This window comes from Paraburkholderia sp. GAS206C (assembly GCF_050435645.1).
GTDB classification, from domain to species: Bacteria; Pseudomonadota; Gammaproteobacteria; order Burkholderiales; family Burkholderiaceae; genus Paraburkholderia; species Paraburkholderia phenazinium_B.
In genome coordinates this window covers 16,384-32,787 of record NZ_JBNDKR010000016.1, presented here as the reverse complement: position 1 = coordinate 32,787, position 16,404 = coordinate 16,384, and the positions used below count along the sequence as shown (strand labels likewise).

General features: G+C 60.6%; 19 protein-coding genes. 15 read left to right on the top strand and 4 right to left on the bottom strand.

What is annotated here, in order from left to right:
- Positions 1 to 377 precede the first annotated feature (377 nt).
- The 6 genes from P3T20_RS34435 (at position 378) to P3T20_RS34410 (ending at position 6,693) form a co-directional block, all read left to right on the top strand.
- A complete protein-coding gene (locus P3T20_RS34435) occupies positions 378 to 1,718 on the top strand; it encodes an MFS transporter (RefSeq protein WP_429289299.1) in 1,341 nt (446 codons plus the stop codon).
- A gap of 61 nt (positions 1,719 to 1,779) precedes the next feature.
- The gene (locus P3T20_RS34430) at positions 1,780 to 2,997 is read left to right on the top strand and encodes an acyl-CoA dehydrogenase family protein (RefSeq protein WP_429289222.1); all 1,218 of its coding nucleotides are present in this window, start codon (positions 1,780 to 1,782) and stop codon (positions 2,995 to 2,997) included.
- A gap of 31 nt (positions 2,998 to 3,028) precedes the next feature.
- A complete protein-coding gene (hpaC, locus tag P3T20_RS34425) occupies positions 3,029 to 3,565 on the top strand; it encodes a 4-hydroxyphenylacetate 3-monooxygenase, reductase component (protein ID WP_429289298.1) in 537 nt (178 codons plus the stop codon).
- Positions 3,566 to 3,567: 2 nt separating this feature from the next.
- Complete coding sequence (locus P3T20_RS34420; protein WP_429289221.1) at positions 3,568 to 4,302, top strand: ethyl tert-butyl ether degradation protein EthD; 735 nt, start codon at positions 3,568 to 3,570, stop codon at positions 4,300 to 4,302.
- Positions 4,299 to 5,219 (top strand): LysR family transcriptional regulator, encoded by a 921-nt coding sequence (locus P3T20_RS34415; RefSeq protein WP_429289220.1) that lies wholly within the window; start codon positions 4,299 to 4,301, stop codon positions 5,217 to 5,219. Before P3T20_RS34420 ends, P3T20_RS34415 begins: the two co-directional genes overlap by 4 nt.
- A 163-nt stretch (positions 5,220 to 5,382) precedes the next feature.
- The gene (locus P3T20_RS34410; RefSeq protein WP_429289219.1) at positions 5,383 to 6,693 is read left to right on the top strand and encodes an MFS transporter; all 1,311 of its coding nucleotides are present in this window, start codon (positions 5,383 to 5,385) and stop codon (positions 6,691 to 6,693) included.
- Positions 6,694 to 6,710: 17 nt separating this feature from the next.
- Here the strand turns inward: P3T20_RS34410 and P3T20_RS34405 are convergent, their stop codons facing one another.
- Positions 6,711 to 7,631 carry a LysR family transcriptional regulator gene (locus P3T20_RS34405; RefSeq protein WP_074266518.1) on the bottom strand — a complete coding sequence of 307 codons (921 nt, stop codon included), beginning with the start codon at positions 7,629 to 7,631 and terminating at the stop codon, positions 6,711 to 6,713.
- 169 nt (positions 7,632 to 7,800) lie between these two features.
- On the opposite strand from P3T20_RS34405, the gene P3T20_RS34400 reads away from it, so the two are divergent.
- From P3T20_RS34400 to P3T20_RS34380, 5 genes are all read left to right on the top strand, one after another.
- Complete coding sequence (locus P3T20_RS34400; RefSeq protein WP_429289218.1) at positions 7,801 to 9,084, top strand: aromatic ring-hydroxylating oxygenase subunit alpha; 1,284 nt, start codon at positions 7,801 to 7,803, stop codon at positions 9,082 to 9,084.
- Positions 9,081 to 9,581: an aromatic-ring-hydroxylating dioxygenase subunit beta gene (locus P3T20_RS34395; protein ID WP_429289217.1), complete on the top strand. Its 501-nt coding sequence runs from the start codon at positions 9,081 to 9,083 to the stop codon at positions 9,579 to 9,581. Before P3T20_RS34400 ends, P3T20_RS34395 begins: the two co-directional genes overlap by 4 nt.
- A 63-nt stretch (positions 9,582 to 9,644) precedes the next feature.
- The gene (locus P3T20_RS34390; RefSeq protein ID WP_429289216.1) at positions 9,645 to 10,031 is read left to right on the top strand and encodes a tautomerase family protein; all 387 of its coding nucleotides are present in this window, start codon (positions 9,645 to 9,647) and stop codon (positions 10,029 to 10,031) included.
- A gap of 108 nt (positions 10,032 to 10,139) precedes the next feature.
- Positions 10,140 to 10,673, top strand: coding sequence for a nuclear transport factor 2 family protein (locus P3T20_RS34385; protein ID WP_429289215.1), 534 nt, complete (start codon positions 10,140 to 10,142; stop codon positions 10,671 to 10,673).
- Positions 10,670 to 11,806 (top strand): amidase, encoded by a 1,137-nt coding sequence (locus tag P3T20_RS34380; RefSeq protein WP_429289214.1) that lies wholly within the window; start codon positions 10,670 to 10,672, stop codon positions 11,804 to 11,806. The genes P3T20_RS34385 and P3T20_RS34380 overlap by 4 nt, the downstream gene beginning before the upstream one ends.
- Before the next feature lie 132 nt (positions 11,807 to 11,938).
- On the opposite strand, the gene P3T20_RS34375 is transcribed toward P3T20_RS34380, so the two are convergent.
- Positions 11,939 to 12,127 carry a hypothetical protein gene (locus P3T20_RS34375; RefSeq protein ID WP_429289213.1) on the bottom strand — a complete coding sequence of 63 codons (189 nt, stop codon included), beginning with the start codon at positions 12,125 to 12,127 and terminating at the stop codon, positions 11,939 to 11,941.
- Between P3T20_RS34375 and P3T20_RS34370 the strand changes: the two genes are divergently transcribed.
- Together P3T20_RS34370 and P3T20_RS34365 are read left to right on the top strand one after the other, a co-directional pair.
- Positions 12,126 to 12,464 (top strand): hypothetical protein, encoded by a 339-nt coding sequence (locus P3T20_RS34370; protein WP_429289212.1) that lies wholly within the window; start codon positions 12,126 to 12,128, stop codon positions 12,462 to 12,464. The two genes, P3T20_RS34375 and P3T20_RS34370, sit on opposite strands and share 2 nt — an antisense overlap.
- Before the next feature lie 489 nt (positions 12,465 to 12,953).
- On the top strand, positions 12,954 to 13,379 hold the full coding sequence (locus P3T20_RS34365; RefSeq protein WP_429289211.1) for an organic hydroperoxide resistance protein: 426 nt from the start codon (positions 12,954 to 12,956) through the stop codon (positions 13,377 to 13,379).
- 85 nt (positions 13,380 to 13,464) lie between these two features.
- On the opposite strand, the gene P3T20_RS34360 is transcribed toward P3T20_RS34365, so the two are convergent.
- Together P3T20_RS34360 and P3T20_RS34355 are read right to left on the bottom strand one after the other, a co-directional pair.
- Positions 13,465 to 13,836: a hypothetical protein gene (locus P3T20_RS34360; protein ID WP_074266526.1), complete on the bottom strand. Its 372-nt coding sequence runs from the start codon at positions 13,834 to 13,836 to the stop codon at positions 13,465 to 13,467.
- A gap of 205 nt (positions 13,837 to 14,041) precedes the next feature.
- On the bottom strand, positions 14,042 to 14,803 hold the full coding sequence (locus P3T20_RS34355; RefSeq protein ID WP_429289210.1) for an SDR family oxidoreductase: 762 nt from the start codon (positions 14,801 to 14,803) through the stop codon (positions 14,042 to 14,044).
- 419 nt (positions 14,804 to 15,222) lie between these two features.
- Between P3T20_RS34355 and P3T20_RS34350 the strand changes: the two genes are divergently transcribed.
- Positions 15,223 to 15,819: a uracil-DNA glycosylase family protein gene (locus tag P3T20_RS34350; protein WP_429289209.1), complete on the top strand. Its 597-nt coding sequence runs from the start codon at positions 15,223 to 15,225 to the stop codon at positions 15,817 to 15,819.
- A gap of 133 nt (positions 15,820 to 15,952) precedes the next feature.
- On the top strand, positions 15,953 to 16,351 hold the full coding sequence (locus P3T20_RS34345; RefSeq protein WP_074266530.1) for a hypothetical protein: 399 nt from the start codon (positions 15,953 to 15,955) through the stop codon (positions 16,349 to 16,351).
- Positions 16,352 to 16,404 lie beyond the last annotated feature (53 nt).

The following is a 16,404-nucleotide window of genomic DNA, read 5'->3' as shown; positions in this document are numbered from 1 at the left end:
ATATGATTTATCCAGCTTTCGTTTGCATGACGAACTAATCTGATTGGGCAGAAGATTTGGCGTTCACCCAGCACGCGCAACGGGGCGGCACTTCGACATGGCGAAGACCCACCCCGTGAACCGAAATCTAAGTTGGCATATTCCCGGCAGCAAATCAGCCAAAAACAGCCTGACAAATAAGCGTGACTTATTCGGGAGAAATTCGGCAAGTGCAGCGCGCCCGACATGAAGCCGGCTCATAGCGTTCATTTTTGTCCCGAATTTGACCGGCCTTTTCGCCACGCCTATCGTTCGGCCATGTTTCCCGAATGCCTCTTCTGCCTGCTGTCCCCGGTCTCCGGCGAGCAGGAACTCCAACTTCGTGTGTGCCCAATACCATGAACTCCGACGCGACAGTGACGCTTGCTCCCCCAACTCCCGCCCGCCCCATCAGCACGGTGCGTCGCGCCGTGACGACTGCCGTGCTTGGACAGGTGCTCGAGTGGTATGACTTTTTTCTGTACGGCACGGCCGCTGCGCTGGTGTTTGGCCGCCTGTTTTTCCCGGTCGGAAACGATCCGTTGACAGGCACGATTGCCGCATTCGGCGGCTTTACGGTGGGCTTTATCGCGCGTCCGATCGGCGGTGTGCTGTGCGGGCACATTGGCGACCGCTACGGCCGCAAGACGGTCATGATGCTAACCCTGCTGACCATGGGAACCGCGACCGTCTGCATGGGTTTGCTGCCCACCTACCAGCAAGTCGGCCTGGCGGCTCCGGTATTGCTCGTGCTGCTTCGCATCCTTCAAGGGCTTGCGGCGGGCGGCGAATGGAGCGGCAGCATCCTGCTGATTCACGAGAGCGCCCCCGCGTCGAAGCGCGGTGCACTCGCAGCCTGGAGCCCTGGCGGCGCAGCGTTTGGTTTCGTCCTGTCGACGCTCGCGTTCCTCCTCGTCAAGCGCTTGTCGCCCGATGATTTCCAGAGTTGGGGCTGGCGCTTACCGTTTCTTTGCAGTGCGCTGCTCGTGGTGCTCGGCCTGTGGATGCGCCGCTCCGTGGAGGAAAGCGCCGAGTTTGCCGAAGTCCGGGCCACGGGTAAAGAGAGCCGTCTGCCAATTGCGGAAGTGCTGCGCCGTTGCCCCCGCCAGGTGCTGACGGTCTTCGGCCTGCGCTTCGGCGAGGGCGCGGCATCGTATATCTTCTTCGCCTTTTCGATCGCCTACGGTCAGTTCATCGGCCTGAAATCGTCGTGGCTCCTCGGCGGCCTGACGGTCTCCATGCTGCTGATGATTCCGGTCTCGCTGTTCACAGGACACCTTACCGACAAGGTGGGCCGCAAGCCCGTCTACCTGGTCGGCGCCATTGCAATTGTTCTGGTCGCTTACCCCTACTTCGTGTTGCTGAGCTCCGGCGAGTTCGTCAAGGTCATGGCCGCTCTTATTCTCGCCAACAGCATCACGCTCGGCATACTCGAAGGCGCGCAACCCGCCTTCATCAGCGAATTGCTGCCGGTCCATCTGCGCTTCTCGGGACTCGGTATTGGACGGGAGATTTCATCGGTGCTGGGTGCAGGCCTCTCGCCCATGATCGCGACTGCCCTGCTCGCGCATTACCACAGTGCGACGCCCGTCGCCCTCTATCTCGGCGTGCTTGGGCTGATTACCGTGCTCGCCACCTGTCTCGCGCCCGAGACTTTCCCCAAGGCGCTCCGGCTGCAGGCGAGACAGGACGCTCAATGACACCACAGCGGCGGTAGTCCGCGACTCCATTCGCTTCATCAATACATTCAAGGTATCGAGCATGCAAACCCTCCAAAGCTCAGGCGCGTCGACTTATGTCTACAACGCCCAGCCCGGCAGTTCAGCCACTGACTATCCAGAGTACTCAGGCCCGATCAGCCTGGATATCCTGATCGAGGAAATCGAGCGTCGCCGGGACGAATTCGACCGGTTGTCCCACGTTCCGCGTGACATGGTCGCAAAGATGAAACGCGCGGGTATTTTCCGCGCCAGCACGCCGCAGCGCTTCGGCGGCGATGCACTGCCGCCCCCGCGTTTTCTGGAAACACTAGAACGTATCGCCATTGCCGATGGCTCGACTGCGTGGGTGGCGGCGTTCGGTTCCGCGAATACCTATCTCGCGGCGCTGCCGCTCGAGACTCAGGCGCACATCTACGCGGGTGGTCCGGATCAGGTGTTTGCCGGTGGTCTCTATCCGCTTCAGAAGGCCGCACAGGCTCCGCACGGCTACCTGGTCAGCGGGCAATGGCGTTTCGCCAGCGGTTGCAAGGGCGCGGACTGGATCGGAGTGGGCATCGGCGGCGTCCCGGCCAACACGGGCGAAGCGGGCGCCGGGAAACCGTTCACAGCCGTTTTTCCGGCCAGCGAGGTCGAGATCGTCGAAAACTGGAACGTGGTCGGTATGCAAGGCACCGGCAGCCACGATCTGCGTCTGCAGAACAAGTTCGTCGACGCCCAGTGGACCTTCGTGCGCGGCGGCGCGGCGCTCATCGACGAGCCGCTTTATCGATACCCCGCCATCGCATATCAGGCCCAGGTGCATGCCGCGGTCAACATCGGGCTGGCGCGCGCCGCGCTCGATCTGCTTGCGCAGATGTCCGGCGTCACGCAGACCACCACGGGCGCACCGCGGCTGGCGGACCGGGCCTACTACCGCTCAGGTCTCGCGAAGGCAGAGGCCAACTGGCGCAGCGCACGGGCCTTCTTCTTCGAATCGGCGGAAGCCGCGTGGCACACGATTCTGGCGGGCGACCCCGTGATGCCGGCTCAGGCGAACCTCCTGCGGCTCAGCGCAACACATGCGGCGCAGGTCGGCGCAGAGGTCGTGATGCAAGCGTATCAGATGGCCGGGATTGCGGCGATCTACCGTGAGAATCGTCTGCAGCGGCTGGTGCGCGATTCGATCGTGGTGACACAACACGCGTTTCTTGGCGAGGGCACCTACGATGCATCGGGTGCGCTGTTCGTCGGCATTCCGCCCGTCACGCCCTATCCGTGATGCGGAGCCCCTTATGACCGAGGACAACACCATGACGAGCGACGACACCCGGCGCCAGTTCCGCGACGCAATGGCGTATCTGCCGGCAGCGGTCAACATCATCACGACGGACGGCCCGCATGGACGCTGCGGCATCACCGCCAGCGCAGTCTGCTCGGTGACGGACACACCGCCCACCATGCTGGTGTGTATCAACCAGACCAGCTACGTACACGACTTGCTGCGGCAAAACCGCAGTGTCTGCATCAATGTGCTGGCCGCGGAGTGCCAGGAGCTAGCGCGCACGTTTGCCGGCATGACAGGCTGTTCGATGGACGAGCGTTTCGAACATTGCGGATGGACCGCCGGCTCCTCTGCCGTGCCGGTACTGGCGAATGCCATCGCGAGACTGGAAGGGCGGATTGTCGACAGCAAGGCGGTAGGTTCGCACTCGGTCCTGTTCGTGCGCATCAATCACATTTCGATGCGTGAGGACGGCGACGGTTTAATCTATTTCGGACGGCAGTTCCACCGCCTCGAGCGGCCTGGCATTGCGACGCCTTCGGGCAGCGCCGGCACGGCGAGGTAAGCATGGACGTCTGCCTCTTTCTGATCGGCACCGTCGGGGATATGCCCGACGGTGCGCCCACGATCGACGCTGCGTCCCTGCATGCCGCAACGCATGCGATAGATGGTCTGCGGCGTCTTGTGATCCATCGTCCAGTGGAACCCGCGCGTGGCGATCCCTTGCTGAGCGCGCCTTCGAAACATCCGCACTGCGTCCTGCAGTGGTATTTCGACGACCTTGGCGTGCTGGAGACTGCGCTTGAAAGCGACGGCTGCATCCAGGCCGCCCTCGACATTTTGGGTACGTCTTCACATCAGAGCCTCTTCGCGCAGCAGGTCATGGCTGTGCGGACATTCGCTACGCCAGCAGGTGCGGGTGCACCACAACAATCCGCCGAGCGATGCACGTATCTCGTCAGCTACGAAGGCGAAGCTGACGACTTCAATGCCTGGCTCACGCACTACCTCATTCACCATCCGCCGCTCATGGCCGAGCTTCCGGGCATCCGCGAGCTGGAGATCTACACGCGGGTCGACTACCGCAGCGGCCTCGCCTTGCCGCGCGCCACGGCAATGCAGCGCAACAAGGTGGTATTCGACGATCCGCTCGCCCTGTCGGCCGCCTTGGCCTCTCCGGTCCGCGCCCGTATGAAGCGCGACTTCGATCGCTTTCCGACGTATAGCGGGAGCACCCCGCATTACCCGATGCGCAGCATTTACGGTAATCTGCGCGAGGAGCCAAGCGATCGAAGGTCATGACCAAATCAAACCCGGGCGATACCGATCTGAATCTGCTGCGCGTGTTCATGGCCATCTGGGATCTGCGCAGTCTGACTGCTGCGGGAGACCGCCTGGGCCTGACGCAACCGGCCGTCAGCCATGCACTGCGCAGACTCCGCACGCTGTTCGACGATCCGCTATTTGTCCGCACGCCTACTGGCATGGCCCCCACCGACGCGGCCGCCCACCTGTATCCGCCACTCGCCCAGGCATTCGGGATCATCAACGTCGCGGTGCAGCAGCTCACGAAATTCGACCCGGCAACGGCTGAACGGGTTTTTCGCGTATCGATGTCCGATATGTCGGAGTTCTACTTCCTGCCGCCGATCCTCGCCATGCTCGAGCACACGGCGCGCGGCATCCGGATCGAAGTCACCAATTTTCCGGTCGAATCGGTGACCGCCGCCATGCGTAGCGGCAAGGTCGATCTTGCGCTGGGTTATGTGCCGGGACTCGATCCCGGCTGCGTCAGCAAGACGCTATTCGTCGACGAGCACGTTTGCGTCGTGCGAGCCGGCCATCCTTTGCAAACGCCGGCGCCCACCAAAGAAGACCTCGCGGGTCTGCGTTACGTGTATGCCAGCACCAACGCGACCGGCCACAGGATGGTGGAGCAATGGCTGGAGGATTTGAATCTCAAGCGCGATGTCGTGTTGCGCTTGCCGCATTTCGTCGTGGCGCCCGAAATCGTCAGACACACCGATCTCGCGGTGATTTTCCCGCGGAGCATCGCCCAGCGCTTCAATCAGAACGGGGCGTTCCGGATTCTGCCGTTGCCTTTCGCGCTCCCGCCCATCGAGATTCAGGTGCACTCGCATGCGCAGTTCTCGGCCGACCCGGGCATCGCGTGGTTGCGCGAAGCGATCTACGGAATGTTTCATCAGGCCGGCTTTTAAAACCCGCTTCAAGAACTCATTTGCCGCGCCACTCATTTGCTGCACTGATACCCGGCTCCATTTTCGGCGAATTTGACGCACCGAAATGGCGCGTCGAAACTGTTTGCCATGCGGAGCCCTCCCGATGAGGTCGCGACGCCCGACTCTTTCCTCCCGAGCAAACATGGCATCCGTGCAACCATCCACCCCGTCAATCGCAACTGCGGCGTCCAATAGTACGGCCCTTACCCGGATCGTCGTCGCCTCCGTCGCAGGCAATGCGATGGAGTGGTACGACTTCTTCGTCTACGGAACCGCTGCGGCACTTGTCTTCGGGCAACTATTCTTTCCCGCCAATGCCGACCCGCTTATCGGTACGCTAGGCGCATTCGCTGCATTCGCCATCGGCTTCGTCGCAAGACCGCTCGGTGGCATCGTGTTCGGCCACATCGGCGACCGCCACGGCCGCAAGGCGTCGCTGGTGTGGACTTTGTTGATCATGGGTGTCGCGACCTTCGGGATCGGGCTATTGCCGACCTATGCCCAGGCCGGACTGTGGTCGCCGGCCGCGCTCGTCGCACTGCGCCTGCTGCAAGGCGTGGCATCCGGTGGCGAATGGGGCGGCGGCGTGCTGATGATCAGCGAGAATGCGCCGCCGGCGAAGCGCGGCTACTACGCCGCGTGGAGTCAACTGGGCGTGGGCGGCGGTTTCGTTCTGTCTTCAGGCGCCTTTCTCGCTGCGCAGGCGCTACCCCACGCGCAGTTCCTCGCCTGGGGTTGGCGCCTGCCGTTCCTCGCGAGCGTCCTGATCTTTGCGCTCGGCGTCTATATCCGCTACAACCTGCCGGAAAGCCGCGAGTTCGAAAACGCGGAGCACGCAGGCAAGACATCGCATATGCCGGTACTGGAAGCAATCAAACGGCATCCTAAGGAAATCCTGATCGCGATGGGTCTGCGCGTAGCGGAAAATGGCGGTGCGTATATTTTTCTCGCGTTCTCACTGGTCTACGGCAAGTTCGCCGGCATCGCCAGCTCGACCATGCTCACCGCCGTCATGCTGGCCATGGTGGTCGAAATGGGCGCCATGCTGCTATGGGGCAAGCTCTCGGACAAGCTGGGACGCAAGCCCGTCTACCTGATCGGTGCCGTATCGCTCATGGTCATGGCATTCCCGTTTTTCTGGCTGCTGAACACGCATTCCACGCCTCTGATCTACCTGGCACTCGTGCTCGGCACGGCGGTCTGCCACGGCGCGATGATCGGCACCCTGCCTGCGCTCGTTGGCGAGCTATTCAGCACCGAGGTGCGTTATTCCGGCGTTGCACTTGGGCACGAGGTGGCATCGATTTTCGCGGGCGGCATGTCTCCGCTGATTGCCGTTGCGCTGCTTTCGCACTACCACGCGTATTGGCCCGTTTCGCTCTTTCTCATGCTGCTCGGGCTCGTGACCGTCGTCACGCTGCGCTTCACGCACGAGACACGCGCCTCGACGTAGTGCAGGGCCTCGTTCCTTTATAACTGGTCGAATTTGCGCACCGACTCGATCAGCAGGTTTCTCATCCACACAATGCCGTCCTCGTCGTGAAAGTGCTCGTGCCAGTGCATTGTCACCGAGGCCGCCGGCAAGCGAACCGGCAGATCGTAGATCTGAAATGCCTTGGCTTTGTTCAGGATTTGCGCGAGACGCTTTGGCAGCGTCGCGTAAAGATCCGTCACCATCAGGATGTTCGGCAACGCGACGAAGTGAGGTAATTCGAGTGCGATATTACGACCGACGCCCTGCGCCCGCAGCGCGTCGTCCAAAGCGTGGTGACTGTGCTCGAGAGAACGCACCTGAATGTGCGACGCCCCAAGAAAATGCTCGAGATCGAGCTTCTTTCCCGTCGGCAAGCCTCGGCGTCGCCGCGTCATACATACGTATTCCTCTTCGAACAGCAACTGGTGGCGTGTGCGCGCCATCAGTTCGGGAAGATTGCCGATGGCAAAGTCCAGCTTGCTGGAACGCAGCGCATCTTCCATTTCCTCCACGGGCATCGGCTGCACGATGAGCCGGGTACGCGGTGCCTGTTCGTGCAATGCCTTGCAGATGACGGGCAGATAGGCCATTTCGCCCGCATCGGATAGCGATAGCCGAAACGTGCGTGTGCTCACCGCCGGATCGAATGACTCTGCGTAGCGCAGCGCCTCGCGCACGGTGTCGAGCGCACGGCCCACGATCGTCGCGAGTTCCAGCGCGATAGGCGTGGGCTGCATGCCCGAGCGGGTACGGATGAAAAGCTGATCATCGAATAGTGTGCGCAGGCGGCCAAGCGCATAGCTCACGGCTGGCTGCGAAAGCGCGAGACGTTCCCCCGCCTTGGTCAAACTGCGCTCTTCCACGATGGCTTGAAACACCCGCAGAAGGTTGAGATCGATATGGTCAAGCGAAGTCATGGGGGCAGCCTATTATTTGCGTCACTTATTCGTCGACTCATTTTAGATCGATTTGACCGATATTGGCTACACGCCGAAACTAGTGAAAACGCTAGCGCGCAGCACACTGCGCCCCCCCGGCCCCGACACAACTTCCAAGCGACTCTACCGTGACAACCCAGAGACACTGATGAGCGACACCCACTATCAAATCATCAACACCGACGCCCTGCATCGTCGCGTACAGCCCGACCGCATTGCACCGTCCATGTACTACGACCCGGCGCTCTTCGAAGCGGAACTCGAACGCATTTTCTACAAGACGTGGATCTGGGTCGCGCACGCAAGCGAGCTGCCGAACCCCGGCGATTTCCGCACCACGACGATTGGGCGTCAGCCCGTCATCGTGGTACGCGACAAGAGCGGCGCGGTGAACGTGTTGCAAAACCGCTGCCGCCATCGCGGCGCCACCGTCTGCGAGGAACACAAGGGCAACGCAAAAGGCTTTACGTGCCCCTATCACAGCTGGTCGTACGCGCTTGACGGCACGTTGCGCGCTCTGCCCTATGGCGACGGCTACGAAGGCGTCTGCGAGAAAAACGAACTGCCGCTGAAATCGCTGCGCGTGGGTATCTATCAAGGACTAATCTTCGCGAGCTTCAACGAAGAGATCGAGCCGCTGGAAGACTTTCTCGGCAGCGCCAAGCCGTGGATTGACCTGTTTATGAAGCAGGGCGCCGGCTATCCGATCAAGGCGAACGGCGAGCATAAGTTCAGATTCAAGGGCAACTGGAAAATCCAGCTGGAAAACACCACTGATCTCTATCACTTCCCGGTTGTTCACAAGTCGTGGATGAAATCGATCGACGACGAAACAGCCGCTGTGATCACCAGCTTCATGACAAGCGACGACGCCTTCTGCCGCTCGCTCGGCAATGGCCATAGCCTTGCGGTGCTCGTGCCGGAGCTGGTCGATCTCGACCACGACGATGGTGCGCCGTTGCCCGAGCGTTTCAACGATCTCGCCACGAAGCTGGCCGAGCGTCACTCGCCCGATGAAGTCCGGCGCATCGTGCGCTCGCTGATGGGCGTCGGCTTCAATCTGAATCTGTTTCCGAATCTGGCGTTGTCGATGGCGTTCTTCCGCGTACTGCGGCCGCTGTCTGCAGAGGAAACAGAAATCCGCCACGTCGCGCTCGCGATGGACGGCGGACCCGATGAAGCGAACCGCGTTCGCCTGCGTATTCATGAGCACTTCCAGGGTCCTTTCGGGTTTGGCAGCCCGGACGATGCGGAAGCGTGGGAACGCGTCCAGCGCGGCTCGCACGCCGGCCCCGATGTGCCGATCCTGGTGAACCGCGGGCTCAACCGCGAGACCACCGCGGCGAACGGCGAGAAGACCGCACATGCCACCGACGAGACGGGCATGCGCGAAGCGTACAGGCAGTGGCGAGCAATGATGGAGCAGGCATGATGGATGAGCGGAACACCCCTTTCTCGCAGCAAACCTTCGCACGGGCCGTCGAGTTCATCTGGCGCGAAGCCGAGATGCTCGACCGCCGCGACTACCGTGCGTGGCTCGATCTATGGGACATCTCAGGTTTCTACGTAGTGCCGATCGATCCCAGCACGACCGACTACGCGGCCTCGTTGAACTACGCCTATGACGATCAGGATATGCGTGAAAAGCGCGTGCAACGGATGACGTCGGGCTATTCCGCATCGGCCTCGGATGCCGCACGAACCGTGCGCACCGTGTCGCGCTTCACGCTTGAAAGCACTACCTCGGAAGTGGTCGAAGTGAAATCGGCGCAGGTGATCGTCGCTTACAAGCGTGGCGTCACGACGATCTTTGCAGCAGACCTCTCGCACACGGTCAGCTTTGCGAGTGGCGAACCACGCCTCGTTGAAAAGGTCATCCGTTTGATCGATTCGACCGAAGCGCTCAGTGCGATCGGCTTCCTGCTTTGATTGCTCCATGAAAATGCGTCGACCGTGAGCCGACGGACGATGCATACAACCGGTATCTCTCTCATGCCTACACTCGAAGTCTATTTGGCCGCGGGTCACAGCGATGCCAGCAAAGCGGCGTTGGTTCACGGAATGACGCAAGCGACTGTCCGTGCGATCGGCGCGCCCGCCGAATCGGTGCGCGTGCTGCTCAGCGAGTTGCCCGCGGCGCACTTCGGTATTGGCGGCAAGAGCGCAGCCAACGGCGCGGCGCCATCCCTGCCGGTCATTGTCGCGATCCTGATTGCCGGTCGCACCGACGCGCAAAAGCAGGCGTTGATCTCTGCGCTCTCCGCCACCGGCGCTGCGATACTGAATGCCCCCATCGAGGCGACGCGCGTCATCATCAAGGACATTCCCAACACTGACTTCGGCATTGGCGGTCAGACGGCACGGGCGCTCGGGCGCTGACAGCTGACGGGGCGTGCGCCTCCCAACCTGTGGCGCTAACGGGATAAAGCATGTGTTGGTCGGGAATTGGTCGTACCGTCCGCAATGAATGCGCAGGAGTGAAGCGACATGACACGGAATGACAGCCCTCAAGGGCAGAGCACGCTCGAGGCACTCCAGGCGCGCATCTCGGCACTCGAAGCCGAACGCGCTGTGCGCAAGACAATCTCGCGGTATATGGCGCTTTGCGACGTTCCTTCAGCCGCCAGCAGCGGTGAATCTTTGGCGGCGCTGTTCGCCAATGACGCAATCTGGGAAGGTATCGGCTCCCAATACGCGCAGAAATTCGGTCGCCTGGAAGGACGCGCAGAAATAGTCACGATGCTGCAGCGGTATCTCCCACCCACCCCGCACTTCACCACGAATGTGCACTTCCTGACGGCGGAAACAATCGAGGTCGCGGGCTCGTCGGCCAAGGGGCGCTGGGTAATGCTTCAGGCGTCCGGCTACGTCGACGCTCCAGCACAACTGATCTCCGCGCGCCTCGAAGTCGATTTCTCGCCCGCACCTGACGGCGACCGGTGGCTCATCCAGCATTTTCGCACCGAGCGTCTGTTCGACGCGCCCTGGCACGTCAACCCTCGAAACGACACGACATCATGACAGCCTTTATCAGTCAGTTTTCCTTACGTTCCAACGAAGCCGCGAGCGCGCCGACGATTGCGATCAAGGACACGATCGACGTTGCTGGCTACCCGACCACCGCGGGAAGCCGGGCGCTCGCCGGTTCCCCACCTGCGGCACGCCATGCCGATGTGGTGCAAAACGTGCTCGATGCGGGTTGGCATATCGTCGGCAAGGCGAACATGCATGAACTGGCGTTCGGCATGACAGGTATCAACGATTTCACCGGCACACCGCGCAATCCGCAAGATCCAGCGCGCATTCCAGGGGGTTCGTCGAGCGGCTCGGCGTCGGCGGTCGGCCTCGAGCTCGTGGACGCGGCACTCGGCACTGACACCGGCGGCTCCATCCGCGGACCCGCAACGTGTTGCGGTGTGATTGGCCTCAAGCCCACGTTCGGGCGCGTGTCGCGTGTCGGCGTCGCACCCGCCGAATCGTCGCTCGACTGCGTTGGCCCGTTTGCCCGCGACATGCGCACGCTCATCGCTGCGATGGCGGGGATCGACCCAACATTCGGTATCAGCGCCGCAAGCGAGCGGTGTACAGGGATCAACATCGCATGCGTGTCAGTCGAGGCCGACGCCGACGTACTCAAGGCTGTGCAGAACGCGGTCGATCGGGTCGAAGGCAATACGCGGTCTATCGAGCTTCGCCTTCTTCAAGACGCGTTCGATGCGGGACTCGCAGTGATCAATGCGGAGACCTCGCGCGCTTTCGGACACCTGGCAGGGGCCGGTCGACTCGGTGCCGATCTCGAAGCGCGTTTGCGCCTCGCGGCCGCGACGACGGCCGCGCAGTTAGAGGCGGCGGAGCAAGTGCGGCGCCGGTTCACGGAAGCAGTCGACCACGCTCTCGCCGACGTGGACGTGCTTGTCATGCCTACCTTGCCTACTCTGCCCATCACAGTTGAGGCTGCGCGCAACGGTATGTCGGTTATCGCCATGTCGTCGCTGATTCGCCCGTTCAATCTGAGTGGTCATCCGGCGCTCAGTATGCCGATACCTGTTGCCAACTCGTCGCTGAAAGCAGGCTTGCAGATTATCGGGCGCAAGGGTGCCGACGAACGGGTATGTGCTGTCGCAGCGTGCTTTGAGGCCGCGCTTGCGACGTGATTATCCCGGCGCCTAATAATTCGCGATCCGGGAAGATTCTCTTCCGCAAAAGCGAGAATCCTCCGGATCCGGTCGCGCTCGTCCAGTTCCCTACGACGTGGCGGTCACCCGAGACTGTCGGCATATAGCCCCTTACGCCAGAAGATGACGATGCTGTGCGATGAACTGTTCTGGCGTCGTCAGCGACTGACCAACGATTTCAGCCGCGCTGTTGTCGACGCCCACCAATAGCTGTTCCTGCTGATCGACCTTGATCGCCTTGAAATGCAATCTGATTTCGGAGAGCATTGAAGATGCATCGGCCAGATTGCTCGACTTCATGAAGGAAAGTGCGGCGTCTGGTAAGCCAACGACTCAATACGTCGACAGATATCTCACTGAGCAACACCGCGACGAGAGGGGAGACGGATGCCTGATCGCAGCATTGGGGAGCGAGATTGCGCGCGAGCCTGCGGCTCAAGCTGCATTCACGCGGCATGTGGAGGGTACGCTCAAAGGCTTAACCGAGCCACTTGCAAAGGCAAAAAAGAAAAATGCTCGTCGCGATGCGATCCATACGCTTTCGAGCATCGTCGGAGCCATCATTCTGGCTCGCGCGGTTGATGACTCTGAACTCTCAGAAGAGATTCTCCGCGAGGTGCGGGCGGTTCTGGACTGAATGCGTGTCTACCGGGTGATGCGCAATTGAACAGACGACTGTCCCTAGTCACTCCCCTTCCTCACAGGAGCCCAACCTACCGACGTTTGCGGCGAAGTTCGCGCCCTGCGTATACAGCCAAAAAAAGGCCAATAAGCGTGGCCGCTACGGCCAACGATTCATCATGCCGTCCGCTGTCGATCGACAACGTTGCATGAAACCAGAGGCTCATTCCGATCGCCGTCATGAGCAAGCCAAAGATAAGCCCCCACACCGGTCCCGCCGTACTAGAGCTTTCTAATCTGTGAGACATCTTCATCGCTGCACTTCCCCGCCCCGAGTTTTTTTGATTGCCGCTTCCTGCTAGTTCAGCCTTCGCGCCGCCTGGAAGTAGCGTACGCGATCAAAAAAAAGCCATCAACAGGCTAAAGCCAGAATACGGCGCACTGAACTATCATCAGAGTGCCGCGAGGCGCACCCTTCATCCGATGTATTGACGAGGAGCTGACGATGTCGATTGAAAACGTTATCTACCGTGCTCACGCCGATGTGACGGGAGGCCGCGAAGGCCGCGCCGTCGCGCCGGAAGGCGGATTGGACCTGAAGCTGACGAGACCGAAAGCGTTGGGTGGCAATGGCGAGAAAGGCACCAACCCCGAAGAGCTTTTTGCCGCTGGTTACAGCGCGTGCTTTATCGGTGCAATGCAGTTCGTTGGTCAGCGCGACAAAATCGCGGTCCCGGCAAATGTGTCGGTCAACGGAAACGTGGGTATCGGGCCCATTCCTAATGGCTTCGGCATCGAAGTCGAATTGAAGATCTCGTTGCCGGGCATGTCGCGCGAAGCGGCCCAGGATCTGATCAACCGCGCGCATATAGTGTGCCCCTATTCGAACGCTACACGCAACAACATCGACGTGACACTGACACTCGTCTAAGCCGTCAAGCGGTTCGATCCGTTGCAGGTCACGCTGATCGGTGACCTGCCGTCCCTTTACTCGGTTTGGAGCGCTGAAAGCCGTGTCAACGGCGCTTCATCTTGAGCACACGAGAAATCTGACCCAGCGTAAAACCGCTGTTCTTGACGTACTTTTCGTAGTCAAGGGGCGCGGTAAGTGATTCCTCAGTGACGTATTCGCCCATATAACGAAAGCGGTCGGACGCGGTTCGCACAAAGACAGGTACGGGTTCGGTCTGTCGCGCAAGCGTTCGACCCGCCGCACGTGAAGCCGCACTGCTGTCGCAAACAATGACGTCTGGGGCGTAGGGATTCAGATCTTGGCGCAGTCGCGCGGCGACTACCTTGCCACCCTTCACAGGCAAAAATGCCTGCTTGCATCCGCCCGTCACCCTGTGAATATCTTCCCGGGAATATTCTTTTCCGATTTCAAACATGCTCTCACTCCTGACAATAACGCCTGACTGAGGTCCAGTAGCGTCAAGCGGAGCGATGATATCGGTCCCGACCTAAATCCCTTGTAAAGAGTGTGAGTGCCTTGGTAAAGGACGTATACAGCCCAAGTCGAACAAATCGGCATACGTGCCGGCCGCGCGCGAACGGCACGACATGGCGATGATGAACGCCGGCTCCAGCAGTTGCTCACTTGCCGCCAGTGACGTCGAGGAACGTGCCGGTAACGAAGGAAGCCTCGGCACTGGCTAGCCATAGGATCGCCCGCGCAACCTCTTCAGGCTGGCCGCCTCTTCCCATAGGAATCGAATCCTTGACGCGATCCACCCGTCCCGGCTCTCCGCCGCTGGCATGCATGTCAGTGTAGATGTGCCCTGGGCGAATGCAGTTGACGCGTATCCCATCCCGCGCAACTTCTTTTGCAAAGCCGGTAGTGAATGTCTCAAGGGCGCCCTTCGACGCGGCGTAGTCGACATATTCGTTTGGACTGCCAAGCCGCGCCGACGCCGATGAGATGTTGATCACGGCGCCGCCTCGTCCGTTGTGACGAAAGGACATCCGCTTCACCGCTTGCTGTGCACAGAGGATAGGACCGATCGAGTTGACAGCAAAGATGCGCTGCATCCGCTCGAACTCAAGATCCTCCAGCCGGGACTGCCGTGCAATGATCGCGGCATTGTTCACCAGCACATCGATCCGCCCGAACTCACGGTCGATCGCGGCGAATAGCTGAGCGACCTGCTCAGGGTCCGCGCTATCTGCGCGCACAGGTAACGCTCGACGCCCCGCAGCTTCTACATCGGCCGCCACCGCAAGGGCGGCAGCTTCGTCGGAGACGAAACTGATCGCCACATCGTAGCCATGTGCGGCAGCAAGACGCGCAGTCGCTGCGCCGACGCCACGACCACCACCCGTTATCAGAATTAGCGGCGCCTGCGGGACGGTATTCATTTAGCGAACCTTCGTGTGTTGGTGGGATAACAATTGAGCGCTGGGACCGGCTGAATGCTGGCGGCTCATTGGCTACTCACCGACTGCCTTCGCCGATTCGCCCCAACGCAGACAGACAAGAATAACGATCGTGCGATGCAAAGACAAAGCAGATTAAATACGGGCCCGGGTTAGAAAAACTCTTTCGATGACGAGCACGTTGCCCTCCGCGTGAGGAATGACGATATGTGGCTTAACATTACGATCTGCCGGGAGCCGGCCCCTCTCATTTGCGAGCTTACGATAAACTGCTACACGCATCGACAGCAAGCCGTCCATGATGGGCTGCCAAATCATCGCAACCCTTCGATTCCTCACCCTTTCGATCAGCGGCCAGTTGTTCTCCATCGCTACTGCTGCAAACACTGCGAACGGTTCCTATGAAGCGAATCCCTCTGAATGCGCTGTTGCACGAAATCCGCGCCTGCACGATCTGCGCGCCCGTGCTGCCGCACGCCCCCCGCCCGATAGTCGCGGCATCCGAAAGCGCGCGGGTTCTGATCATCGGCCAGGCACCGGGGGCGCGAGTGCACGCGTCAGGCGTTCCGTGGAGCGATGCAAGCGGTACCCGCTTGCGCACGTGGCTCGGCCTCGACGATGCGACCTTTTACGACGACACGAAAGTTGCGCTTGTGCCGATGGGCTTCTGCTTCCCAGGGCGTGGCGCAAGTGGCGACTTGCCGCCACGGCCCGAGTGCGCTGCACATTGGCATCACGATCTGTTGGCACAGATGCGCTCGGTCCAGCTCACCTTGCTGATTGGTCAATATGCACAGCGCTTTGGACTCGGCGAAGCATGCGGGGAGACACTGACCGATACGCTCCTGCGATGGAGAGACTTCAGCCCGAAAATCATTCCGTTGCCCCATCCGTCGCCGCGCAACATTGCGTGGTTCAAGCGCAATCCGTGGTTCGAAGCCGAGGTGTTGCCGACGTTGCGTGAGCGTGTTGCGCAGGCGTTGTCTGCTTCTGCGTAGCGGTATGCGGCAGGTCACTGGCGCCACGAGTCAGAGCGCGGGACACTGCCGTAATTTTCAGCTAAGTTTTGATGGTCAATCTGTGCACGGTACCAGGTACCCCAACATTTAAAGCCTAACGCACGGGACGATCATGAAGCTCAGATGGACAGCCTTTTTTCTCGCGCTCATCGCGAGCGCACTGATTTCCGGATGCGCCACGCCGGTAGAACGGGCCAACGAGAAAGACGACTTGCTTGCAGCAGCGGGCTTTCATATCGTCCCGGTGACAACAGACCAGCAGCGTTTGCAACTGAACACGTTGCCACCGAACCGTGTGGTGCAGAAGGTAAAGGACGGAAAAGCCGTCTTTCTCTATGCAGACCCTTATTCATGTGGCTGCCTGTATATCGGCGACGAAAACGCCTGGGACAACTACAAGCGGGAGCAACTTCAGCAACATTTCCTTGACCAGGAGCGCATGAGCGCCGAGATGAATGAGAATGCGGCGTGGAATTGGAGCATGTGGGGCCCGGGCTGGTGGGCCTACTAATCGAGCCCGTGCCCCCAAGCGCTCTGAATCACGCAAACTGAACGAGAGCGGAA